The 24636-nt window shown below is 28.0% G+C and carries 27 protein-coding genes and 1 pseudogene; 8 read left to right on the top strand and 20 right to left on the bottom strand.

Going from position 1 to position 24636, the window contains the following annotated elements; genetic code table 11:
- Nucleotides 1-34: 34 nt before the first annotated feature.
- The 16 genes and pseudogenes from AC4KN9_RS02535 to AC4KN9_RS02460 form a co-directional block, all read right to left on the bottom strand.
- On the bottom strand, nucleotides 35-514 hold the full coding sequence (locus AC4KN9_RS02535) for a metallophosphoesterase family protein (protein ID WP_491017095.1): 480 nt from the start codon (nucleotides 512-514) through the stop codon (nucleotides 35-37).
- 1 nt (nucleotide 515) lies between these two features.
- A complete protein-coding gene (gene rdgB, locus AC4KN9_RS02530; protein WP_491017094.1) occupies nucleotides 516-1103 on the bottom strand; it encodes an RdgB/HAM1 family non-canonical purine NTP pyrophosphatase in 588 nt (195 codons plus the stop codon).
- Nucleotides 1100-2521, bottom strand: coding sequence for an Asp-tRNA(Asn)/Glu-tRNA(Gln) amidotransferase subunit GatB (gene gatB, locus AC4KN9_RS02525; RefSeq protein ID WP_491017093.1), 1422 nt, complete (start codon nucleotides 2519-2521; stop codon nucleotides 1100-1102). Before gatB ends, rdgB begins: the two co-directional genes overlap by 4 nt.
- On the bottom strand, nucleotides 2518-3912 hold the full coding sequence (locus AC4KN9_RS02520) for an amidase family protein (protein ID WP_491017092.1): 1395 nt from the start codon (nucleotides 3910-3912) through the stop codon (nucleotides 2518-2520). The genes gatB and AC4KN9_RS02520 overlap by 4 nt, the downstream gene beginning before the upstream one ends.
- A 7-nt stretch (nucleotides 3913-3919) precedes the next feature.
- Nucleotides 3920-4201, bottom strand: a complete 282-nt coding sequence (gatC, locus tag AC4KN9_RS02515) for an Asp-tRNA(Asn)/Glu-tRNA(Gln) amidotransferase subunit GatC (protein ID WP_491017091.1) — start codon at nucleotides 4199-4201, stop codon at nucleotides 3920-3922.
- A gap of 1 nt (nucleotide 4202) precedes the next feature.
- Nucleotides 4203-6200, bottom strand: a complete 1998-nt coding sequence (ligA, locus tag AC4KN9_RS02510) for an NAD-dependent DNA ligase LigA (RefSeq protein ID WP_491017090.1) — start codon at nucleotides 6198-6200, stop codon at nucleotides 4203-4205.
- 113 nt (nucleotides 6201-6313) lie between these two features.
- Nucleotides 6314-8506, bottom strand: coding sequence for an ATP-dependent helicase (locus AC4KN9_RS02505; protein WP_491017089.1), 2193 nt, complete (start codon nucleotides 8504-8506; stop codon nucleotides 6314-6316).
- A gap of 1 nt (nucleotide 8507) precedes the next feature.
- On the bottom strand, nucleotides 8508-9518 hold the full coding sequence (tsaD, locus tag AC4KN9_RS02500) for a tRNA (adenosine(37)-N6)-threonylcarbamoyltransferase complex transferase subunit TsaD (protein ID WP_491017088.1): 1011 nt from the start codon (nucleotides 9516-9518) through the stop codon (nucleotides 8508-8510).
- A gap of 8 nt (nucleotides 9519-9526) precedes the next feature.
- Complete coding sequence (locus AC4KN9_RS02495) at nucleotides 9527-9955, bottom strand: GNAT family N-acetyltransferase (protein ID WP_491017087.1); 429 nt, start codon at nucleotides 9953-9955, stop codon at nucleotides 9527-9529.
- Nucleotides 9952-10638 (bottom strand): tRNA (adenosine(37)-N6)-threonylcarbamoyltransferase complex dimerization subunit type 1 TsaB, encoded by a 687-nt coding sequence (gene tsaB, locus AC4KN9_RS02490; protein ID WP_491017086.1) that lies wholly within the window; start codon nucleotides 10636-10638, stop codon nucleotides 9952-9954. The genes AC4KN9_RS02495 and tsaB overlap by 4 nt, the downstream gene beginning before the upstream one ends.
- Nucleotides 10639-10659: 21 nt before the next feature.
- On the bottom strand, nucleotides 10660-11094 hold the full coding sequence (gene tsaE / locus AC4KN9_RS02485) for a tRNA (adenosine(37)-N6)-threonylcarbamoyltransferase complex ATPase subunit type 1 TsaE (RefSeq protein WP_491017085.1): 435 nt from the start codon (nucleotides 11092-11094) through the stop codon (nucleotides 10660-10662).
- Between the two features lie 7 nt (nucleotides 11095-11101).
- Nucleotides 11102-11608, bottom strand: a pseudogene (locus AC4KN9_RS02480) (hypothetical protein); the annotation flags it as partial.
- Between the two features lie 15 nt (nucleotides 11609-11623).
- Entirely contained in the window at nucleotides 11624-12094 is a 471-nt protein-coding gene (locus AC4KN9_RS02475) for an aromatic acid exporter family protein (protein WP_491017084.1), read from the bottom strand.
- Nucleotides 12095-12109: 15 nt separating this feature from the next.
- On the bottom strand, nucleotides 12110-12790 hold the full coding sequence (locus tag AC4KN9_RS02470; protein WP_491017083.1) for a YczE/YyaS/YitT family protein: 681 nt from the start codon (nucleotides 12788-12790) through the stop codon (nucleotides 12110-12112).
- A 110-nt stretch (nucleotides 12791-12900) separates the two neighbouring features.
- A complete protein-coding gene (tpx, locus tag AC4KN9_RS02465; RefSeq protein ID WP_491017082.1) occupies nucleotides 12901-13401 on the bottom strand; it encodes a thiol peroxidase in 501 nt (166 codons plus the stop codon).
- Nucleotides 13402-13765: 364 nt separating this feature from the next.
- On the bottom strand, nucleotides 13766-14077 hold the full coding sequence (locus AC4KN9_RS02460; protein ID WP_491017081.1) for an NUDIX hydrolase N-terminal domain-containing protein: 312 nt from the start codon (nucleotides 14075-14077) through the stop codon (nucleotides 13766-13768).
- Between the two features lie 78 nt (nucleotides 14078-14155).
- On the opposite strand from AC4KN9_RS02460, the gene AC4KN9_RS02455 reads away from it, so the two are divergent.
- From AC4KN9_RS02455 to AC4KN9_RS02445, 3 genes are read left to right on the top strand one after another with little or no spacing between them, the layout of a single operon-like run.
- A complete protein-coding gene (locus tag AC4KN9_RS02455; protein WP_491017080.1) occupies nucleotides 14156-14602 on the top strand; it encodes a nucleoside 2-deoxyribosyltransferase in 447 nt (148 codons plus the stop codon).
- A 1-nt stretch (nucleotide 14603) separates the two neighbouring features.
- On the top strand, nucleotides 14604-14972 hold the full coding sequence (locus AC4KN9_RS02450) for a YccF domain-containing protein (protein WP_491017079.1): 369 nt from the start codon (nucleotides 14604-14606) through the stop codon (nucleotides 14970-14972).
- 27 nt (nucleotides 14973-14999) lie between these two features.
- Nucleotides 15000-15368, top strand: coding sequence for a DUF1622 domain-containing protein (locus tag AC4KN9_RS02445; RefSeq protein ID WP_491017078.1), 369 nt, complete (start codon nucleotides 15000-15002; stop codon nucleotides 15366-15368).
- Between the two features lie 54 nt (nucleotides 15369-15422).
- Here AC4KN9_RS02445 and AC4KN9_RS02440 read toward each other — a convergent pair whose 3' ends face one another.
- The gene (locus AC4KN9_RS02440) at nucleotides 15423-16643 is read right to left on the bottom strand and encodes a diphosphate--fructose-6-phosphate 1-phosphotransferase (protein WP_491017077.1); all 1221 of its coding nucleotides are present in this window, start codon (nucleotides 16641-16643) and stop codon (nucleotides 15423-15425) included.
- Between the two features lie 126 nt (nucleotides 16644-16769).
- Here AC4KN9_RS02440 and AC4KN9_RS02435 point away from each other — a divergent pair, with 126 nt between their 5' ends.
- The gene (locus tag AC4KN9_RS02435) at nucleotides 16770-17093 is read left to right on the top strand and encodes an FMN-binding protein (RefSeq protein ID WP_491017076.1); all 324 of its coding nucleotides are present in this window, start codon (nucleotides 16770-16772) and stop codon (nucleotides 17091-17093) included.
- 138 nt (nucleotides 17094-17231) lie between these two features.
- Here AC4KN9_RS02435 and AC4KN9_RS02430 read toward each other — a convergent pair whose 3' ends face one another.
- From AC4KN9_RS02430 to AC4KN9_RS02420, 3 genes are all read right to left on the bottom strand, one after another.
- Nucleotides 17232-18578 (bottom strand): FAD-dependent oxidoreductase, encoded by a 1347-nt coding sequence (locus AC4KN9_RS02430; RefSeq protein ID WP_491017075.1) that lies wholly within the window; start codon nucleotides 18576-18578, stop codon nucleotides 17232-17234.
- A 199-nt stretch (nucleotides 18579-18777) separates the two neighbouring features.
- Nucleotides 18778-19251, bottom strand: a complete 474-nt coding sequence (locus AC4KN9_RS02425; RefSeq protein WP_491017074.1) for a S66 peptidase family protein — start codon at nucleotides 19249-19251, stop codon at nucleotides 18778-18780.
- Nucleotides 19245-19865 (bottom strand): LD-carboxypeptidase, encoded by a 621-nt coding sequence (locus tag AC4KN9_RS02420; RefSeq protein ID WP_491017073.1) that lies wholly within the window; start codon nucleotides 19863-19865, stop codon nucleotides 19245-19247. Before AC4KN9_RS02420 ends, AC4KN9_RS02425 begins: the two co-directional genes overlap by 7 nt.
- 274 nt (nucleotides 19866-20139) lie before the next feature.
- Here AC4KN9_RS02420 and AC4KN9_RS02415 point away from each other — a divergent pair, with 274 nt between their 5' ends.
- The 4 genes from AC4KN9_RS02415 to AC4KN9_RS02400 all read left to right on the top strand — a co-directional run bounded on the left by AC4KN9_RS02415 (nucleotide 20140) and on the right by AC4KN9_RS02400 (nucleotide 24631).
- On the top strand, nucleotides 20140-20517 hold the full coding sequence (locus AC4KN9_RS02415) for a class Ib ribonucleoside-diphosphate reductase assembly flavoprotein NrdI (protein WP_491017072.1): 378 nt from the start codon (nucleotides 20140-20142) through the stop codon (nucleotides 20515-20517).
- A complete protein-coding gene (gene nrdE / locus AC4KN9_RS02410; RefSeq protein WP_491017071.1) occupies nucleotides 20510-22612 on the top strand; it encodes a class 1b ribonucleoside-diphosphate reductase subunit alpha in 2103 nt (700 codons plus the stop codon). The genes AC4KN9_RS02415 and nrdE overlap by 8 nt, the downstream gene beginning before the upstream one ends.
- Before the next feature lie 10 nt (nucleotides 22613-22622).
- Nucleotides 22623-23672, top strand: coding sequence for a class 1b ribonucleoside-diphosphate reductase subunit beta (gene nrdF, locus AC4KN9_RS02405; RefSeq protein ID WP_491017070.1), 1050 nt, complete (start codon nucleotides 22623-22625; stop codon nucleotides 23670-23672).
- A gap of 104 nt (nucleotides 23673-23776) precedes the next feature.
- A complete protein-coding gene (locus tag AC4KN9_RS02400; RefSeq protein ID WP_491017069.1) occupies nucleotides 23777-24631 on the top strand; it encodes a DegV family protein in 855 nt (284 codons plus the stop codon).
- Nucleotides 24632-24636 lie beyond the last annotated feature (5 nt).

Here is a 24636-nt window from a genome sequence, read left to right as displayed (position 1 = left end):
TATTACTTTATAAAGCAATACTCTTTTCTTATTATTATTTTAGCTCTACTCTTTTAATATCAATATTATCTTTATCGATATTCATAACTATATAGGATTCAAATTCTCCACCTCTATCATACCCAGCTGATCCCGGATTAATAATTCTTACTCCATCAATTATAGTATCTTCATAAATATGTGTATGCCCATAAAAAGCTATATCTGCATTACATTCCTTAGCTTTATTTACCAAATCGCCATATCCATTATTTATTTTTTCTTTATGTCCATGAGTTAAAAGAATATTATATTCTTCTATTTTAACAACTTCATACCAAGGAATATTCTTATCTAGGAAATCATTATTTCCTCTAACCATTTTTACTGGGATATCTGTACTTTTTTGAATTTCTTTTGCATCATTCACTAAATCGCCCAAATGAAAAATGTATTCTGCGTCATTATGATTTTTTAATTCTTGTATAAATGGCCTCGTAATACCATGATTATCTGAAACAACTAATATTTTCATTCTAATCCTTCTTTATTTTTTCTAATAACACTCTTAAATTTTCTAAAGCTTTTGATCTATGACTAATCTTATTTTTTTCTTCTGCACTTATTTCAGCAAGAGATTTATTTTTATCAAAAATAAACAATGGATCATATCCAAATCCGCCCTCGCCTTTTAATTCATTAGAAATATATCCCTCAAGTTTACCTGAAGCATAATGCACATCTCCATTTTGTGTTATAAGACAAATTACCGTTTCAAAATATGCTTCTCTATCAGATTCACCATATAATTCTCTTAACAATTTTTTATTATTGGCAAAATAATCGCCATCCTCACCTGCATATCTTGCTGAATAAACTCCTGGCTCTCCATTTAATGATTTCACAAAAAGACCCGTATCATCAGCAATAACATTTATTTTAACTTTATCATACAATAATTTAGCTTTTTTATAAGCATTTTTTTCAAGTGTATCTCCATCTTCTTCTATATCAAGCTCGTCTAAATCAAAATCAGATTTCAATAATAATTCATATTCAGAACCTAATATACTCCTAAGTTCTCTAACTTTTCCCGCATTAGATGTTGAGAGTAATATTTTCATCTTTTTGCCAACTCTTCCTTTATTAATTTATTAGCTTCTTGTGGATTTGCTTTACCTTGCGATTTTTTCATGACTTGTCCCATTAAAAACCCAACTGCTCTATCTTTTCCCCCTTTAAAGTCTTCAACAGATTGAGGGTTTTCGTCAATTACTTCATATACTAATTTAATTAAAAATTCAGAATCATTATTTTGCTCTAGTCCTAATTCTTGCATTACTTCAACAGGATTTCTATTTGTTTCAAAAATTTCCCTAAATATTTTTTTTCCTGAATTATTTGATATTTTTCCATCTTTCATAAGTTTAAGTAAAGTTATAAAATTTTCATTTGAAAGTTTAATCTCAGTAATTTCTATTTCGTATTCTTTTAATCTTCTCATAGTTTCTGTTAATATCCATGTAGCAATTAATGAACCATCACTAAATTCAGATACAAGTTTTTCAAAATAGCTCGAAATATCCTTATCTCTTGATAAAACATCTGCATCATATTCTGATAAATTATATTCTTTTATATATCTTGTTTTCTTTTCCCTCGGTAACTCAGGAAGAGAGTTTCTTATATTTTCTATAAATTCATCGTCTAAAATCACTCTTGGTATATCTGATTCAACTGTAAATCTATAATCATTTTCATCATCTTTTTTTCTCATTAATATTGTAGTCATACTTGCTTCATCCCATCGTCTTGTTTCTTTTGATGAAGTTATATCTCTTGAAAGATTTTCCGATTGTCTTTTTTCTTCGTATTGGATTGCTCTTTCTACCGCTCTAAATGAGTTTAGATTTTTAATTTCTGATATAGCATGTTTAGTACCATTATCGTCCACAATATTTATATTCACATCACATCTTAAGAATCCTTCTTCCATCTTTACATCCGATGCTCCTATAAATTTTAATCTCTGTCTTAATCCCTCTAAAAATTCTTTAGCCTCTTCGGAACTTGATAAGTCTGGCTTTGTAACTATTTCAATTAATGGTACCCCCGCTCTATTATAATCGAGCAATGTTTTACCATTATCAAGGTGCGTTGATTTTCCAGTGTCTTCCTCAACGTGAATTCTTTCAATTCTTATTTTTTTACTTTCTCCATTAGATTCAATATCTAAAAATCCATTCTCAGCAAAAGGTTCATCTTGTTGCGTAATTTGAAATCCCTTTGTTAAGTCTGGATAAAAATATTTTTTTCTATCAAACTTCATATTTTTTCTGATATCACAATTAAATGCAATACCAGACCTAATTGCTAGTTCTAATGCTTTTTTATTTATTCTAGGAAATGTTCCTACTATCCCTAAACATGTTGGACAAACTAAAGTATTTGGAGTGGCACCAAATTCATTTTTACATGAACAAAACATTTTTGTTTTTGTTGCTAATTCTGCATGAATTTCTAAACCTATGATTGTTCTCATTTAATGCCCCCTTCAATAATTTCTGATATTTTTAATAATTTCATATCTTCAAATCTTTTACCAGCGATTTGTATTGAACCAAATTTACCATTTTCCATAGGAATTGATATAGCTGGTATATTAGATAGATTTGTAATCATATTAAACATTCCACTATCAAATGATGAGTAAGAATCTTTAATTGTTTCTCCTACTTTTTTAGGTAATTTAGTTGTTGTTGGTGTGATTATACAATCATAACTCTCAAAAATTTTATCTATTTGAGTTTTTACTTCTCCCCTAATTTTCATAGCTTGTTTATAATACTTTTGATCATAGTCTTTAGATGAAAATAAATTTCCAAGTGCAATTCTTCTTTTTACTTCTTCACCAAAGTTTTGAGTCCTATTTTTAATATAGAATTCTTCTGTGGACGAATATTCATCTACTGACTCTCCGTATCTAAGTCCATCTATTTTCGCAATATTTGACTCTACTTCTATTGACATGATTACGGTATAAACCTGATTTATATATTCAATATATTCAAGGGTTATAACATCTATATTCGCTCCCAATGATCTTAACTTTTCTATGGTTTTATCAAATTCCTGTCTGATTTGTTCGTCTATACCATAAGCATCTTTAAGATCTATGATAGCGATTTTTAGGTCCTCAATACTTAAATCTTCTGTAAAATCCTCTATATCAATTGTTGTAAAATCAGAATCACATTTCCCTTTTATAACCTTAAAAAGCTCTCTTACATCTGAAGTTGTATTGCCTAATACTCCAACTCTGTCAAAGCTATTTGACATTGAAATAACTCCATGTCTTGGGATTGCTCCATATGTAGGTGCAAATCCTACAATATGGCAATAATCAGCAGGATTTCTTACTGACCCCCCTGTATCTGTTCCTAATGAAACAACAGCCTCTTCTCCAGCTATAGCTGTAGCAGAACCTGATGATGATCCTCCCGGTGTATATTCTGTGTTAAATGGATTTATTGAAGGTCCAAAAAATGATGTCTCTGATGATGATCCCATTGCAAATTCGTCCATATTAGCTTTACCTATATTTATTGCATTAGATTCATTTATTCTTTTAATAATTATCGCATCAAAAAATGGAACATAATTCGAAAGAGCTTTAGATGCTGCGGTTGTCCTTAAATCCTTAGTAAGTATATTGTCTTTAACCGCAATAGGTACACCAAATAATCCACTAACTTCAACACCATTTGCTATCTTAGCATCCAATTCTTTTGCTTTTTTTAGTGCTTCATCTTTATTTAATGTGATGTATGAATTATAATTATTCTTTTCAATATTTTCATAAATTTTTGTGATATAGTCAAATACAGAAATTTCATGATTTCTATATTTATCTTGAAGTGTTTTTATATTCATATTACCTCTAATCTTCTAAAATATTATCTAATTTAAAGTATCCATATTCTCTATGTTTTGTATTAGCAAAAACTAATTCTCTATCTGTAGATTCTTTAATTTCATCTTGTCTTAATGGTGATTTCATTTCTGATGTTATTTCATAACTTTTCATATCAACCGTATTTACTTCCATCATTAAATCTACCATATCTACTACATTATTAAATTTTTTAATTTGTTCTTCTCTCTCTTTCTTATTCTCAGGAAGTCTAAGAAGAGATTTTTCATAATATCTTTCTACATTCATTTTATAATCCCTCTAAAAAGTTTATTAACTCATCGGCTTGATATATTTTAATCCCATTATCCTGAGCTTTTTTTAACTTTGAACCTGCTTTTTCACCAGCAAGTAAAAGATCTGTACTCTTGGATACTGAGCCTGTTACTTTAGCCCCTTTTAATCTTAGTTTTTCTTCTATTTCTTTTCTATTATACCCCTCAATTGTTCCAGTTACAACAATTGTTACTCCTTCTAGTTCTGACGATGCATTTTCTTGTATCTCTTCAAAATTAATTCCCTTATCTAGAAGTATTTCCAACGAATTAACAATATGCTGTTCATGGAAAAATTCTACAATTGCTTCTGCTGTAATATCACCAACATCTGTTACTCGTATTAAATCTTCAAATTTTGCATTTCTTATATTTTCTAAAGTCTTAAATTCTTGAACTAAATCAAATGAAGTTTTTTTACCTACATTTGGTATTCCCAGTGCATAGATAAACGAATCTAATTTTGTTTTCTTCGAACTTTTTATCGCTGATAATATTTTTTCTGTCTTTTTATCCTTAAATCCTTCCAAACTCATTAAATCATCTTTAGTTATATCATAAATTTGATGAATTTTGGTAATATTTAATTCTTCTACCATTTTTTCTATAGTTTTTTCTGATAATCCTTCAATATTCATAGCTTCTCTTGATGTAAAATGTGTCATCCTTGCAACCATCTGCGGCTTACACCCAATCGAATTTTGACAGTAAATATGAACATTATCATAAAATAGCTCCGAATTACAATAAGGACAATTTGTTGGTTTTGATATTTCTAAAATATCTGTTTTTTCTACATCTACTGCTGTTAATATTTCTGGTATAACATCATTAAATCTTCTTATAAGGACTTTTGAACCAATAGAAACTTTTTTTCTTTTTATATCATCATAATTATTTAATGTGGCTCTAGATACTGTAACTCCATCAATATCTACAGGATCAAGTATAGCTACTGGTGTTACTTTTCCTGTTCTACCAACATTCCAAATAACATTTTTTATGTGAGTTGTATATTGTTCAGCTTCAAATTTATAAGCTATTGCCCATCTAGGAAATTTATTTGTAAAACCTAGTATTTCTCTTGTCCTAAAATCATTTATTTTGATGACAACTCCATCCGTTAGGATATCAATATTTTTTCTAAATTCATCAACCTCATTTATAATTTGAACTATTTCCTCGAAATTTTTAGCCTTTTTAACAAAATTATGAACCTTAAAGCCGTTAAATTTTAAAAATTCAAAGACATCTTCCTGACTACTCAATTCATCAGTGTTCATATATCCAATATTATATAAATAGCAATCTAGATTTCTCTTTCTTGTTACTAATGGATTTAAGTTCCTTAAAGCTCCAGCTGCTGCATTTCTTGCATTCTTCAGCTTATCTTCATTTTCTTGATTATATTTAAATAGTGATGATAAAGGCATTACACCCTCTCCCGTTATTTCAATCACACCATCATAATTAATTTTTCTTGGTATAGAAGTTATTGTTTTAACTTGATTAATTATTTCTTCACCAATTTCTCCAGTTCCTCTAGTTGCTGCGTTTTTTAGATTTCCATTTTCATAGGTTAGATTTATTGTTAGTCCATCAAATTTTAACTCTACAATATACTCTATTTCTGGTAAATTTTCATCTCTTGTTTGATTAAATTGATGAATTATTTTTTTAGATTTATTAATCCAATCTTCAATATCTTCAAATGATTTTGCTTTATCTAAAGAGTACAATCTTCCTAAATGTGTATGCTTTTCAAACTTATCCAATATCTTATCACCAACAATCTGTGTAGGAGAATTTTCGAAAATATAGTTAGTTTCTTTTTCTAATCTAACTAAATCATCATAAAGTACGTCATACTCTTTATCACTTACTAATGGATCATCAAGTGTATAATAATGATAGTTTAATTCATTTAATCTTTCTATTAATTCTTTAATCCGTAAAATTTTATTTTCGATCATATTAGCTCCTTGAACTAAATAGTCATTTTTTTATTATGTTAATTATATCATATTATTTTATACCAATATGTAATACAAAAGATTCCTGTTGAAACAGGAATCTTCTTACATCTTTACATTTTTTTTAACATTGCTATTTTTGAATTTAATTTTTTTATTCCCTTATTTTCAAAGCTTATAGTCAACTCATCTCCATTAATAGATACTATCATTCCATTCCCAAATTTTTTATGTGCAACTTTATCACCAATATTAAAATTCATATTTAAGACATCATTAAATTGCTTTTTATTAGATAAAACTTCTTTTTTTATTCTATCTCTTTTAGCTTCAAGACTTTCAAAACTCTTCATAAATTCTAATATATCGTCTTCATTTTCTTTATATGATATTTCTTCTTCAACAATATGATTTTTTATTTCTTCAATAAATGGAGATTTCATATATCTTTTCTTTGTAGCAAATACCATTCTAGAACTTGTAGAAGATATAAAAAGCATTTTTCTAGCCCTAGTTATAGCAACATAGCAAAGTCTTCTCTCTTCTTCCTCACCCTCTGGTGTGTCTGTCATAGTACTAGGAAAAAGATTTTCATTCATTCCCGTTAAAAATACCACATCAAATTCTAGTCCTTTTGCTGCATGTACAGTCATTAAAGATACACCTTTTTCCACTTCTGTTTTATCAACATCAGAAAGTAGATTTACATTTTGTAAGTAATCTTGAAGTGTTGATCCTTGATTATTTTTATCAAATTCAGAAATAGCAGAAACAAGTTGTGAAATATTGTCAATTCTAGTCTTATCTTCTATTTTTTTTGAATTTTCTAACATTTTTTTATATCCAGACACTTCATACACTTCGTTGACTAAATCTAATACAGTGTAATCATCAACAAAATCTATAAATTTAGTCATTTCATTTATAAATGATTGTACTTTTTTTAGCGTAGATCCAGGAATTACCTCATGGATATTTTCGTCATGCACAGCATCATATATTGATTGATTTGTTTTAATAGCATAATTTTCCAATTTATCTACTGTTGTATCTCCTATGCCCCTCTTAGGCATATTAATAATCCTTTTAAGTGATAAATTATCGTCTGGGTTAGCTATAAACGCAAGATATGTAAGCATATCCTTTACTTCTCGTCTGTCATAAAATTTTAATCCACCTACAACTTGATGTGGTATATCATTTCGCATTAATTGCTCTTCAAATTCTCTTGATTGTGAATTTGTTCTATAAAGAATAGCCATCTCTCGAAAATCAAAACCTTCACCATACATTTGTTCAATTTTTTGAACTACATACCTTGCTTCATCTCGATCGGTTTGTAAATTTATATATTTTATTTCTTCTCCATTATCTTTATTCGACCATAAATTTTTTTCTTTTCTATTAGAATTATTTTTTATCAGAGTATTTGCTGCATCCAATATTTTCGTGGTCGACCTGTAGTTTTGCTCTAAAATAATTACTTTTACATTCTTAAAATCTTTTTCAAAATTTTGTATATTTGAAGTATCTGCACCTCTCCAAGAATATATTGATTGATTTGAATCTCCTACCACACATACATTTAAATTGTTTTTTGACAAAAGTTTTATTAACTCATATTGTGATTTATTTGTATCCTGATATTCATCAACAAATACCTGTTTAAAGATGTCTGCGTAATAATCGCAAACATCTTTATTATTTTTAAGAAGTTTTACAGTTTTCAATATTAAATCATCAAAATCTAGAGCGTTGTTTTTCTTTTTTCTCTTTTCATATTCTTTGTAAATTTCACCAATATTTCTATTATAAGTAGACGTGCTGTTATCTATCATATAGTCTGGTGATTCAAATCTATTTTTTGCATTAGAAATTTCTGAAATAATATCTCCAACCCTAAAAGTTGAAGAATCTATTCTCAAATCTTTTGCTATCACTTTTATTAAAGATTTAGTATCTCCAGTATCATAGATTGAAAAATTTGATTTGTATCCTAATCTTTCTATATTTCGTCTTAAGATTCGTGAACAAATAGAATGAAATGTCCCTACCCACATATGACTTATATCTTTGTTTAATAAATTTCCAATTCTTTCTTTCATTTCATTTGCTGCTTTATTGGTAAATGTAAAAGCTAAAATATTATATTCCTTTATATTCTTTTCTTTTATCAAGTACGCTATTTTTCTAGTTAACACTGATGTTTTACCAGAACCAGCACCAGCTAATATTAAAATTGGACCACCAGTATGTAGTACCGCCTCTTTTTGTCTTTCATTCAAACCATTTATTAAATCTATCATATCAATCCTTTTTAAGTCCTAAATTGGGTATAACATTTACTCTTAAATCATCCGCACCATATTCCAAATAATTATAATATCCTGCTGCAGCAATCATTGCGGCATTGTCTGTACATAGCGATATTGATGGATAATAAAAATCAACACCTAAAGTTTCTAAATCTTTTTCAAATCTTTCTCTAAGGTCTTTATTAGCAGCAACTCCCCCTGATAAAACAAAAGCACTATATCCCTTTTCCTTTATAAGTCTTATAGATTTTTCAACCAAAACATCATTTACTGCTGCTTGAAATGATGCAGCTACATCATGTTTATTTATTTCATTACCAACCATTTTTTCTTGATTGATATAATTTAATACAGCTGTTTTTAATCCACTAAAACTAAAATCATATGTATTTTTATCAAGCATTACTCTAGGAAATTTTATTGCTTCTTTATTGCCTTGTTCACTCGCTTTTTGAATGGCTGGACCACCGGGATAACCAAGTTCTAGAGCTCTTGAAACTTTATCAAAACTTTCTCCTGCTGCATCGTCTCTAGTTTGACCAATTACTTTATAATCAGTATAAGACAATACTTCAACAAGATATGTATGTCCTCCTGAAACTACTAACGACACAAATGGAGGTCTTAACTCATTAAATTCAAGATAATTTGCACAGATATGGCCTTCCATATGATTCACACCAATCAATGGTTTTTTAAGCGCTAAAGCAATTCCTTTTGCATAAGAGACTCCAACTAATAATGCTCCTACTAATCCAGGACCTTTAGTAACGGCTATTAAATCAATATCCTCAAAAGTTTTATTCGCCTCTTCTAATGATTCTTTTACAACATAGTTTATTGCTTGAAGATGCTCTCTTGATGCTATTTCAGGTACCACTCCACCATATAACTTATGTGTATTTATTTGGCTAAAAATTGTATTTGATAATATTTTTCTTCCATCTTCAATTAGTGAAACGCTTGTTTCATCACATGAAGATTCAATTCCCATAATTATCATTACTTCTCCTAATCTATATATTTTTGCATAATATACGCATCTTGTCCTTTACCATAATAGTTTTCTCTAATTCTAATTATTTTTAACCCATATTTTTTATATAAATTTATCGCTTTAATATTTAATGTGTTTACTTCAAGGTAAAGTAATTGATTCCTCATTGTTTCAATTAGTCGGTCAAGTATTTTTGAACCATATCCTTTTTGTGTGTAATTTGGATTTGTAGCAAAATGATTAATATTAACTTCGTCTAAATACTCACTATAAAAAATATATGACATTAAAACACCGTCAATATATAGAGCCAAAGTTTTATTAAACTCTCCTTCAAATTCAATTTCAAAAGATCTTTTAGACCATGGATTTGGAAATTTTTCTTCATATTCTAATAGTATATCTATGTCTTCAATACTCAATTCTTTATATATTTCTTTCATTGTTTACTCTTATTTAAGTTGATTTCAGCTTGAGACTTTCTCAAATAATTCGGTGACAAATCAAAACAACTATCCTCTTCACCATTTTCAAATTTTTCTTTTGCTAAAACACAAAGATTCTTTGCAATACCATTATTTAGGCTTGCGGGTGCAAGTTTTACTTTTTTACTGTTTATTATTTCTTCAGGTATTTTTTTTATCGCCTCTCCAACTATCGTCACTTCATCTAGTTCAGATATAATATCTAATAATTGTTCCTCTTGTATCAGGTCTTCAAATAAAGTTTCAAGTCTATTGTCATTCCATTTAAATAATCCAGCAAAATACCTTTTTCCACGAGCATCGATAAGTGCCAATATATTTTCCCCATTTAAAATAGAAAAAGCCATCGCCTCAAGTGTAGATACACCAATAATCTTTTTATCTAATGCTTGTACTATAGCTTTAATCGAAGTCATCCCGATTCTTAACCCAGTGAATGATCCTGGTCCTTTTGCGACAGTAAACAAATCAATGTCTTTTAATTCTAATTTTAAGCCTTTCAATAAATTTTCTACAAGTGTCATTAACATTTCTGAATGTGTCTGTTCTTGATTTATGCTACAATCTCCAATAATTCTATCATCTTCAAGTATAGCAATTGAAGTCATCATAGTAGAGGTATCTACGGATAAAACTCTCATCTGTTACCTACCTTAAGTCTTTCAACTATTTCTTTTGATTCTTTTTGTTTTTTCTTTTATTTCAATATTTCTTTCATCACCATCAACATTAATCAATATCTCAATCATTTCATCAGGGATATATGTTCCCCCTTTATCTGCCCATTCTATAAAACTTATACCATCTGGATAAAAATATGTTTCGTAATCAAATGATTCTATTTCTGAAGGGTCTTCAAGTCTATACAAATCTAAATGATATATTTTAAACTCTCCAAGATATATATTTACTATTGAAAATGTCGGTGAAGTTATATAATCTTCCACTCCTAAATGTTTTCCTATCATTTGTACAAATGTAGTTTTTCCAGCACCTAAATCCCCCTTCAGGGAAAAAACATCTCCATCTATAAGCGTTTTTGAAAGTGAATACGCAAAATTATTTAATTCTACTAAATTTTTTATTGTAAATTGCATATATCTCCTATTTACTAAATTTATATTTTTCTCTTAAAAATGTTATTAAATCTTCCAATATTATAAATAATATTGCCCTATTTTCAAACTCAATTCTAGTTCTTGGAAGATCTCCTCGCTTGAAAAATATTAATAAATTATTTGCCTTTTCAATTAATTCTATTGCAGTATTTTCTTCATCGTAGTTATCATGTATCTCTTCTATAAAGTTTGATATTTTTTGAGTCTGTAAATATGAACTATCTATTTTCTTACTTTGTTCGTATATTTTGGTTAATATAGAGAATTGTCTTTGTCTTAACTCAAGATATTCTAAATCATAAAAATTATTTCCAAATAAATCATTTTCGATATTTTTTATTAGATCTTTTTCGTATTTTTCTATATATTTCTTAATCTTTGAAATTTCACCATTTATATATAGAAAATAAAGTTCTCTATCATTTTGTGTGTCTTCTATTAAATAATTTTCATTTAATAAATTTGAAAGATACACGAGCATATTCTTTATATGATTATCTAATTTAACTCAATCGATTCTGTCACGATTTTTGAAATATGGAATAATTAGATTAACTAATATAGCTATTAAAAGCCCTATCAAAAAAATATAGATTTCATTTTTTAAAAAAGATATTTCAATTTTATTTTCTAAAAATATATGACTTGCCATAACGACATTTGGAGCTAATCCAATTGAAATTTTAAGTGCAGAGCTAATTATCGCAAAAACTAAAACAAATATACCAAAATTAAATAGTGAAAATCCAAATATGTAAAAGATAAATACTGATAAAAATATAGTTATTATAAATCCAAATAATCTTTTTATAGCAATTAGAATCGTCTGTTTTTTAGTAGTTTGTATTGACAAAAGTGTTACAACTCCAGCTGTTATAGGATTTATAAGCCCTAAAGATTGAGAAATAAATACAGATACAAAAAAGGCTACTGCAATTTGAAAATTCAATAGTAAATCAAATTTTTGAATTTTACTCATTTTGCCTCCTCAAAACTAAATAATATCCATTTGTTCTTGTATTCTATCTTTGTTTACTGGTTGGAGTATTCCTAATTTCTTAAATATTGGTTTTTGATATTCAATAAACCATCCCATTATTGGTGAAAAAATCAATGATGATATAATTGTCCCTTCTCTAATAGCCAAAGGTATATTAAATGAATATGCCAAAGCAAGTGTTAGAAATATTGAAAATATATCAAAAGCCATTCTATATATTATAAAATTACCATTTGTAGCTTCTGCCAATGCATTCAAAAATCCTTCAAGTGGTGTATAAACGATATCGATATTCATTATACCTGCTACTCCAAATGATACAATAAATGTTCCTAACAGGAACAAGGCTATTTTTATAAAGTATGAATTAACATTAAATTTCAATACTTCATAAAAAAAGAAATTAACTATAAAACCAAATATAAATATCACAACAAATTGTAATAATTGTACGGTCTTAAATCTTTTTTTCTTAATTGCAATTTGTCCTAAGATAAATAGAAAATTAAGCATTATAATAACTGTTCCTACTTTTAAACTAGTTATTTTTGAAATTGACTGTGAAACAGCATCATATGGGGCTACTCCAATAGATGCTTTTAATATAAATGCTAAACCTATGCCCAAAATCGATATACATGCTAACATCGAAAAAAATCTTTTTATAAAATTCATAAACTCTCCATATCTATAATACATTGATTATATCAAATTAATTTAATTGTTTAAAACAAAATTAAAATAAAAAATAGAATCGAGTAAAACTCAATTCTACCTTTGCATTATTATAATAATTCTCTAACTTTATTTAGTGCAGCTTCAAAATCTACTGAATCTGAAACTTCTTGTACATATTCAACATATTGAATTATACCATTTCTATCTATAATTATAGTACCTCTTGATAATAGTTTTAATTCATCTATAACAAAACCATATTTCATACCGAAATCTCTATCTCTATAATCAGAAACTATATCTACCCTGTCAATTCCATGACCCTCACAAAATCTCGTTTGTGCAAAAGGCAAATCTACTGATACCGTCAACACCTTAACATCATCATGTAATTTTGTTACTTCTTCATTAAAATGAGTTGTTTGATATTCACAAACTGATGTATCTACTGATGGAACAACAGATATTATTAGTACTTTTCCTAAATCTTCTCTCAAATTATAAATTGATAAATCTTGTTTAATTGCAATAAATTCTGGTGCTTTTTCTCCAACTCTAACTTCATTTCCTACTAAATTTATTATATCTCCCTTAAATGTAAATCCCATAAATCCTCCTTTATAATATACACTATATTTGTACCCATAATAAATAGTTTTAATAATTTTAATCTAAGACAACTTTCCAATCATCTGATTCATTAGCATCAAAACACATTTTAAGCTGTCTCATAGAGACTTTTCCAATATTTATATCTTGTAATTCCTCAAAACTAAAATAATTACTATCAATGGTTTCAATATTTTTCTTAAATTCTCCCCCTAGATAGTTACATTTTAAAAATGCAGTGGTTATTTTTAAGGCATCTATCCTTTTGTCTTTTCCACTATAGGTGATACCAATTATATAATCAACTTCAACATCTATTCCAGCCTCTTCCTTAGCCTCTTTAATAGTATTTTCGACCAGTGATTAATTTACATCACACCATCCTCCTGGCAATGTCCAAATCCCTGTATTTTCTTGTACCATAAGAATTTTATTATCCTTAAAAATTACTGCCTTAGTAGCTAATTTGGGTGTTTGATAACCAGTCTCTGATGAAAATATCTCTTTTATTTTATTTAAAGGAATTTCTGATTTATACTCTATCATTTCATTAGCTATTTCTCTGAGTCTTTCAAATCTCTCTATATCAAAATCTATATTTGAATAGTATAATCCGGCTTGAGCAATAGCTTGTATTTCTACTGCCCATTCTAACCATTTTTCATTAACTTTCATGTATTCTCCTCTCATCACAATATTATTTTATCATTTTTTATCATGATATGGTAAAATAAATATAAATTTGGAGGTTATATGAAATTATATTTAGCTGGATCATTATTTAATGAAGCCGAAGTGGCTCAAAGAAAATTAGAAGGAAAGTTATTAAAAGAAAATTTTTCAACACTTAGCATTTTCAACCCTATAGATCAACCATTTAATGAAAATAAACAAAATATTCCTACACCAATAGATATTTTTGAAGGTGATGCGAATGCCGTAAAAGATTGTGATATTTTTATTGCAAATCTTACAAATGAAGACGCAGGTGTAATGGTCGAATTAGGTATCGCATTATGTACAGATACAAAACTTATAATTGGGATCAATTCTGATATTAGATTGCAATCAGCAAATAAGTATGAAATACCATCATATAGCATGAATCATTTTGTATTGGGTGCAATACAAAAAAATGGTTGTCTTGTAAGAAATTTTGAAGAAGCAATTAATAAAATAAAAGAATTTTTAGGAGAATAAAATGAGTTGTATAGGAAATCTTATTTGGATAATTTTAGGTGGTTTTTGGAATTTTATTTTATGGACTTTTATTGGTATTTTATGGTGTATAACCATTATCGGTATTCCAATCGGATTGCAATGTTTTAAGATGGCAAGGATTACTTTCGCCCCCTTTGGAAAAGAAATTTATCGTGAAAGAGATAGTTTTAAGACCATTATAAATATCATATGGATTGTATTAGGTGGTTTTCAATTAGCTATTATGCATTTAATATCTGCTTTTTTATTAGCCATTACTATAGTAGGCATCCCTTTTGCAATTCAACAACTTAAATTTGCAGAATTAGCATTAATGCCGTTTGGTGCAAGGATTGTAAAAAAATATTAATTTTTAGTACCATTAGAAAGGATAATTATGGAACACTTGCTTGAAAATATTGTTTTTATGTTAGCATCAATAGCCATTCCTACATTGGAAATTATTGGGATTATTATAATTCTTTATGGTTCACTTTCTGCATTAATTAATTTTGGAATGCATAGATTTGATTTAAGAGAAAATAGAACTAAAATTATACTTGGAGAGGCTTTAGCTTTAGCTCTAGAATTTAAGCTTGGTTCAGAGATTATAAAAACTGTAATAGTTAGAAATTTAGAAGAATTATTGATTTTAGGGATAATTGTAGCGTTGAGAGTAGTACTAACATTTGTAATTCATTGGGAAGTAGAAAAAGCAGATTTAGCATCTGAATTTAGAACATCCGATGATTTTTCTGGAAAATAGATATAAAAAGATGAATATTATGTGTAAATTCACTTAATATTCATCTTTTTTATATTATTTAATAAAATCTTCCAACTCAATATATTTATGTATACCATTTTCTGATTCTTGTATAATTTCTCCGCATACAAGTGGTTTTACATACTTACAAATCTTTTCTCTTAAAATATTATCTGTTTTCACCCAATCCTTAGGTAGAAACTTCTCTTTATTTGAAATAGTATCACTCTCAACATATGAATATACTATCTCATATGGTTCATCTGAAACTCTATTTATCACAGGAACTATATTAGTCCTAGTTAAGCTACCTAATAACGCTTTATAACCTAATAAATAGGCTTCGTCTGCATCTATTTTAGATATCATATGATTTGTTCTTTGAGTAATATTAAGTTCTATTGCTTTAGTTTTTAACCCCATTTTATTATATACATATTCTGATAACTTGCATGATATTCCCGATATTATAGGGTGATTAAATCCCTCATCATATGATCTGTATTTTGCATGTTCAAAAAAATTTTCTTCATCCATAAACCCTTCAGAAATAACAACAATTAAATTAGGTTCTTTTTTATGTGCTTCTTTTATATCTTCAAGTATTTGTTCTTTTGATACATTTTTTTCACTTATGTACACTAAATTTACAATATCTTTTTTACTTACTTCATTAAGCAAATATGATGAAGCTGCTATCCATCCAGCATTTCTTCCCATTACTTCAACAAAAGTTACTGTTTTTAAGGGATAAATATCCACATCCGTACGTATGTTTTTTATTGTATTCATAACAAATTTTGCTGCTGATGGAAATCCTGGTGAATAATCCATTCCAAATAAATCATTATCTATAGTTTTGGGACAACCTACAATTTTAATCCAATTTATTTCTTTAATTTTCATATATTTATTTAATTTGTCAACTGTATCCATAGAATCATTACCACCAATATATATAAAATTAGTGATTTCTAACTCTTTAAGTTTCTTAAATATTTTTGGATATATATCATCACTTAAATTGTCTGGGAGCTTATATCTGCAAGATCCAAGTATTGAAGATGGTCTTTTTTTAAGTTTTTTATTAGAATTAGTACTCAAATACTTTTTTCTATCAATTTCTACCAAATCATTCTTTAATAAACCTTCTATGCCATGCAATAATCCATAGACTTTCTTAAAGTTATTATCAAAACTACCCATTATAACACCTGCAAGTGACGAATTAATTACACTTGTTGGTCCACCAGACTGTCCTACTAAACAATTCATATTCACCCCTTTATATTTCTATAGCCTATTTTATCATATATATATTTTTTTTAAAATAAAGTGTTTTGAATTATGTTTTAATATGTGTTATTCTATATTTAAAAGTGTATTAGGAGGAAATTACAGATGAAGAAAAAGATAGTATTAACATTTTCTGCACTAGCTTTAACCTTATCTTTAGTAGCTTGTGGAAATAGCAAGGAAAATGTACTAAAAGGTGAAGCTAAAGGCTACGGTGGGAAAATTGTGGTAAATGTTACAAAAAAAGATAATAAAATTAAAAAGATATCAGTACCTGAAAGTAGCGAAACTTCTGAAATTGGTGGAGAAGCTATTAAAAAATTAACTGTAGATATCGTAAAAAAAGGAACAGTAGAAGGCGTTGACGTCGTTTCTGGAGCAACTGTTACTTCTAACGCTCTTTTCAAAGCAATTAAAGAAGCTAAATAATTATAATATTTTAGTAATTAAATTTATATATATCAGCCTAAATCCTTATTAATGGATAATGGTTGATATTTTTTGTAAAAAAACATAATCACCAGCAAAGCTGGTGATAAAGCAAGTTGAGAAAAATGTTTGTTTTATTTATATATCAAATAAATTATTAAATGCCTCAGCCATTGTTGGGTGTGTATACATAAAATCCCTCAATTCAGTATAATCAATATTATTGTCAATCGCAAGTTTTATAATATTAATTATTTCATAAGATTCTGGACATAATAATGCTGCTCCCAATATTTTATTTGTTTTTTTATCAACTAATACCTTCAAAAATCCATCTGTTTGTTTTAATATTTTTGCTTTTGGAATAGAATTCGTGGATATCTTTGACACTGTATAGTCCAATCCTTTTTCTTTAGCTTCTTTTTCAGTGATTCCAACCCTTGAAAGTGCAGGATTGATAAAAGCAGTATATGCAAATTCACCTCTATTTTCTACTGTTCTTTTATTGTCGTTGTTTATATCTGAGAGTATAATTCTACTATCATCAAGTGATATATATGTGAATTGTAATTCTCCTCTAACATCACCTGCAGCCCATATATTTTCAACATTTGTTCTTAAATGTTTGTCAGTTTTTATTGCTTTTCTTGATGTTATTTCAATACCTGCATTTTCTAAATTTAAGGAGCTAATATTTGCTCTTCTACCTGTTGCTACAAGTATAGCTTCTCCTTCTAAGAACTGCTCTTTTCCATCTTTTTCAAAATAAATATTTCCACCATCAAATTTCTTAGTTTCAGCATTTTTTATTAACCTAATGCCTTTGTTTTCCATTATCTTTAATATTTCATTAGACACATCAACATCTTCTCTAGGTAAAAACTCTTCATCATTTTGTATCATAGTTACTTTTGAGCCAAAGTTCGCAAACATAAAAGCAAATTCAAGACCAATATATCCCGTTCCTATTATGATTAATTTTTCTGGCAATTCTTCTAAATTCATTATAGTTTCTGATGTAAATACTTTAGGATTACCTTTTAGATTTTCAATTTCAGGTAAAAATGGATAAGCCCCAGTATTTATTATAATTTTTTCACCTTTTATTTCAGATAAATTTTTATTTTTATCTTTAATTTGAATAGTATTATTATTTATAAATGAACCTTCACCGTCTATAACTTCTACTCCTGCATTTATCAACATATCATAGTTTGCTTTATTAAGTTTTTTTATAAAATCTTTTTTTTCGACTACTGTTTTCTTAAAATACTCTTTTTTAGAATCAAAATTTCTAACTGGTGAATTTTCAGCTTCATTAATTAGCCTTTTACTAGGTATACAACCTACGTTAATACATGTTCCACCATACATCATTGGATTTTTTTCAATTAGAGCTACTCTTTCTCCATTTTTAGATAATTTCGCTGCAAGAGTTTTTCCCGCTTTGCCAAATCCTATAACTATTGTGTCAAATGTTTTCATAATATCTTACTTATTTCCTTTTCTTTATTTTTGGTTATTTTCTTACATATTAATATATACTCTTATTTTACAATTTTAAACTTATAAAATAAATAAAAGTTGTAAATGAACTCTAAGAAAATTCATCTACAACTTTTTATAAATCTAATTATAAATGTTTGTGATTACACTTTTTATTTTACGATTATAGTTATAATTACTAATCTGCAAATATTTTTTCAACTATTTTGAAGGTTTTATTTTCTAAATCTATTTCCGCCTCAATTCCATATGGCATTATACATCTTGGATATGCGTGTCCAAAGTTTACGTTATATAAAAGTGGAGTATCTAAATCATTAAGTGCGTTTTTATACACCTCTTTATATTCTTCATAATATATTTCATCAGCTGGTTTTCCAACAACTATACCTTGAACATATTCTAATGCTTTCCTATCTTTTAATTCACTTAATATTTCTTCTAACTTTTTAGGATGCATGCATTCCCCACTAGTTTCTAAAAATAGAATTTTTTCTTTCCACTCATCTCCTGTTGGTAAAACTTCATATTTATTTACAATATTCTTAACCGCTCTTTCTCCTCTATCTGCAAAATCAATAAGTGCATCTCCAAGAGTATCTAAACAACCACCGTATAATTTTCCTCTTACTTTTCCTGATCCATTTAACACTTCGAAACCATGTTCCTCTTTTTTCTTTCTCTTTTAACACCTAGTTGTTGCTTATCATAATTTTCTCTATCCATATACCATGTATCTGCAATTTCAATATTTATTTCTTCTTCATTATTAAAATATTTCTCAAAATATTTTTTTGTATATGGTAACATTTCATCTTCTAATTCTGCGATATCAACTAAAAAAGCTGGTCCATAAATCGTATTTAATCCTAATTTTTGAAACATAATATGATTCATTGTTGTATCTGAAAATCCTGTAAATAGCTTAGGCTTTTCTTTTACTAATTGCTTAAACTCCTCATTTTCAAATAAGTATTCATAGGTTCTATATGTATCAAGCCCACCTATAGCACACATAATAGCGTCCACTGAATCATCTTTAAAAGCAGTAATCAAATCTTCTGCACGTGCCTCTGGATGCTCATCTAAATATTTAATACCCTTCATTGCATTTGGCATATATACAACTTCTAATCCGAACTCTTCAGTCAATCTTTTTTCAGCTAATTTTCTTTGATGTTCTGTAAATTCTTCACCTAATATCCCTAAAGATAAACTAACTATGGCTATTTTATCACCTTTTTTGAGTTGTTTTGGTTTAATCACTATTCCTCCTAATCGTTTCAGTAAATGTATTTTTCTATATTGATTATGTTAACATATAAATTTGTAAAAATAAATACTATTGTTAAAAGTTAAATTATTACATCAATGTAATCAATTTATAATTCCATAAAAAAATTTTTTGTTTATTATTTGAGCAATAAACACAATTTATCGTATATATTAAATTAAAACACTCTATATGTAGTGTTTCTCAGCTTGAATTATATAAATATATACTATATTATATAAGAGTTATATAAAAAAGGAGAAAATAATGTATATAGTAGTAGACTCATTAACAGGCACATCTTTAAGATTTGCATCTAAATTAGGTCATCCAGTTATAAAAATTAAAGATAGAAAAAATCTCAAAGAAAATGACAAGTTTTTTTTGATTACAAGATGTCAAAATTTTGGAGAGATACCTACAAATACACAGTTACTGCTTGATAAACATGCCGACAAATGTATTGGTGTTGCCGTTTCTGGTAATAAAAATTGGGGTAAACATTATGGGGTTTCTGGTGATGTAATCAACGAAATATATGATATTGAACTAGTACTAAAATTTGAGGGAACTGGGTATCCTCACGAAGTTGAAATAGTAAAAGAATATATAAAAAATTATGAAAGGGAGCATAAAAATGACTGAATCAAATCACATTGCACCTTGGATTTTACTCAATAATCAGATTGTAGATGAAGAAGGTAAAATTAAGGACTTAGACAAAGATATACAAGCTGCACATTCTTATTTTATAAATGATATAAATAAGAGAACTCGATTTTATCACTCACTAAAGGAAAAATTAGAATATTTAACAGAAAATGAATTTATCGAAAAAGAATTTCTAGAAAAATACACACATGACGAAATTAAAAAGGTTTTTGAATATGCCTATGATCAAAAATTTAGATTTCCTACATATATGGGAGCTTTTAAATTTTATAATGATTATGCACTAAAATCTTCCGATCACACTGAAATTTTAGAGCGATATGAGGATAGACTTTCTTTTATTGCCTTATATCATGCAAATGGCGATATTGATAAAGCTATGGAGTTAATTAAAAGATTGATTTCTCAAGACTTCACTCCAGCTACACCAACACTTTTAAATACTGCAAAAGCTAAACGTGGTGAATTTGTTTCATGCTTCTTAATTGAGGTGAACGATTCATTAAATGATATAGCCAGAGCAAGTGAGTTTGCAATGCAATTATCCAAAATTGGTGGTGGAGTTTCACTACACTTATCCAATTTAAGAGCTAAAGGTGAATCTATCAAAGGTCATCCAAATGCAGCCAAAGGTGTTGTCGGTGTAGCAAAGCTGTTAGATAACGCATTTAGATATGCTGATCAAATGGGACAAAGACAAGGAGCTGGTGCTGCATACTTAAACATTTTCCATGCTGATATTGAAGATTTTATTTATACAAAAAAATTAAATGCTGATGATGATATTAGATTAAAAACACTTTCTCTTGGTGTAGTTATACCAGATAAATTTTTACAACTTGCCAAGGATGATAAAGATATGTATCTATTTTATCCAAAAACTGTTTCTGATGTTTATCATAAACCTTTTGGAGATATTGCTATCCACATCGATAAATACTATGACGAAATGATTGAAAATCCAAAAATTAGAAAGAAAAAAATCAATCCTAGAAAACTGCTTGAAATGATTGCACAAGTACAAGGTGAATCTGGATATCCATATATAATGTATTCTGATAATGTAAATAATCATAATCCATTAAATAGAGATATTAAGTTTTCAAATCTATGTACTGAAATTTTACAACCTTCAGTAGTTTCAAATTATGCAGACTATGATAAGAGAGAACAGGACGAAGTTGGAATGGATATCTCTTGTAATCTAGCCAGTGGACACATGACAAATATGATGAATAATAAAACTATTAAAGAAACAGTATTTGCAGCTATGGATATTATGAATTCTGTAAGCGAAAACACAGATTTAACTTATGTACCGGGTGTGGCTAGAGCAAATAAACTTATGAGATCTGTTGGTTTTGGTATAATGGGACATCATGGCTATATTGCTGAAAAGTTTATTTCATATGGTTCAAAAGAAGATATTGAATTAATTGATATATTCTTTAATATTGTTAACTATTGGTCATTAGTTCATTCTATGAATAAGGCAAAAGAAACAGGACAAAAATTCTACGGTTTTGAGCATAGTGACTATGCAGATGGTAAATATTTTGAAGGTAGAGGAGAAATCAAGCCTACTCTAGAAAAAGTGATACCACTTTTTGAAGGCATCTATATTCCCACTGATGAAGATTGGGAACAGTTAAAATCTGATGTGATTGAGTTTGGATTATATAACTCAAATAGACTTGCAGTTGCTCCAAATGGGTCTAGTGGATATGTTATGAGTGCAACACCTTCTATAACACCTGTAAAACAATTAATAGAAGAAAGAACTTATGGTAATTCTAAGTCTTACTTCCCTGCTCCAGCATTAGATAAGGCAGACTTTATGTACACAACTGCATATGAGATGAATAAATATAAAATTATCGATGTTATTGCTACAGCTCAAAAACATGTTGATCAAGGAATTTCATTTGAACTATGTGTCACATCTGATTTAACAACTAGAGATTTACAAAAATTCTACTTATATGCTCATCATCAAGGAATTAAAACACTTTATTACACTAGAACTCAAAAGCTAAAGATTACTGAATGTGAATCTTGTGCAATTTAAGGAGAATAAAATGGCTAAAAATAAACATGTATATACCGGTGCTAACTGGAATAATAACGACGACGAATATACCCAATTATTCTATCAGCAAAATTTATCTCAATTTTGGAGACCTGAAGATATATCCATGCAAGGTGACTTAAATGTATGGAGTTCTTTGCCAGAAAATATTAAAACTGCATATGTTAGAAATCTTCAAGTTTTAACTTTTTTAGATACTTATCAAGGTGATATCGGAATGCCTGTTGTTGCAAAATCTTTGGACGAGGATCAACATCAAAGAAAAGCAATATTAAATTTTGTTGCTGCAATGGAAAATGCAGTTCATGCAAAATCATATTCAAATATTTTTATGACATATTTGAATGGTTCAGAAATTGATGATTTGTTTAAGTGGGGCGAAGAAAATAAAGAACTTCAATCTTTATTAGATTTAGTAGTTGGAGAATACAAAAGACTTGATAAATTAACATATGAAAAAAATTACGGACTTAAAAAAGTTGATGAACAAGCATTTAGGATTGCTCAATATAAGGCTTGTGTAGCAAGTGTATTTTTAGAAACTTACCTTTTCTATTCAGGTTTTTACTATCCTCTATATTTCTATGGACAAGGTAAATTAATGCAAGCTGGTGAAATTATAAATCTAATTTTAAGAGATGAATCTATCCATGGTGTATATATAGGTAAAATTGCAATCGAATTATATGATTCATTTGATACAAAATTACAGGAAAAATTAAAATCTTGGGTAAAAGACTTTTTATCAAAACTTTATGGCCATCAATTAACATTAATAGAAAATATTTATGACGAAGTAGATTTATCACATGATGTTAAAGTATTTGTAAGATACAACGCTAATAAAGCACTTATGAATATAGGTTTTGATCCACATTTTGAATATGAAGAAGTAAATCCAGTTGTATTAAATGGCTTAAATACTGAAACAAAAACAATGGATAATTTTTCAATGAAGGGTAATGGTTATCAAAAAATGGTTACTGAAGCACTTAAAAATGAAGACTTTATATTTACTCAAAATAAAATAAATGGATAATATCCTTAAGGTTGGAAGAAAAAATTCCAACCTTTTTGTTTACATTAGTTTTAGTTTAAAAAAATACTAATATATTGTAAAATATTATCTATAATGGAGGAAAAATGAAAAAAATAATATTAAGTGCAGATACTACTTGTGATTTGCCTAAAGACTTAATCGAAAAATACAATATTCAGATAATTCCTTTATACATACATCTGGATGATAAGGAATACAGAGATAGTATAGATATTAATCCAGATTTTATTTATAATTATTATGAAGAAAATAAAATTTTACCTACTACATCAGCTCCAAATATAGCTGATTATTTAACACATTTTAAGAAATGGGATCCTACAAAATACGATATAATCCATATTACCTTGGGTTCAGGTATATCTTCAACCTATCAAAATGCATTTGTTGCCTCTGAAGAATTTGAAAATGTATATGTTATTGATTCTAAATCATTATCTGCTGCTTCTTCATTACTAATATTAGAAGCTGTAGATATGATTAATGATAAAAAGACTACTGATGAAATTGTGAACAAATTAAAAGATCTTAGAGAAAATATAGAAGTTTCTTTTGTTTTAGATTCTCTAACATATCTTAGAGAGGGTGGTAGATTGAATGCATTACAAGCTTTTGGTTCGAACTTATTAAATATAAAACCTTGTATAGAAGTAAAGCATGAAAAAAATGGACAAATGGAAGTTGGAAATAAATACAGAGGTAAACTATCTAAAGTAATAAAAAAATATCTTTCAGATAGATTAGAAAATCGTGATGATATTGATACTAAACGGATATTTATATTAAATTCCGGAACATCGGAAGAAATAATTGAAACTACAATAAATGGAGTTAAAGAATATCAAAATTTTGATGAAATGATTGTATCTCGTGCTGGTTGCACTATATCTTCTCACTGTGGATATAATAGTGTGGGTGTAATATTTATAAACAAATAGAATTA

Source organism: Helcococcus sp. SA-HE-C1, assembly GCF_985670335.1.
Note: the sequence above shows the minus strand (reverse complement) of the source record. Positions and strands in the feature narration are given on the sequence as shown.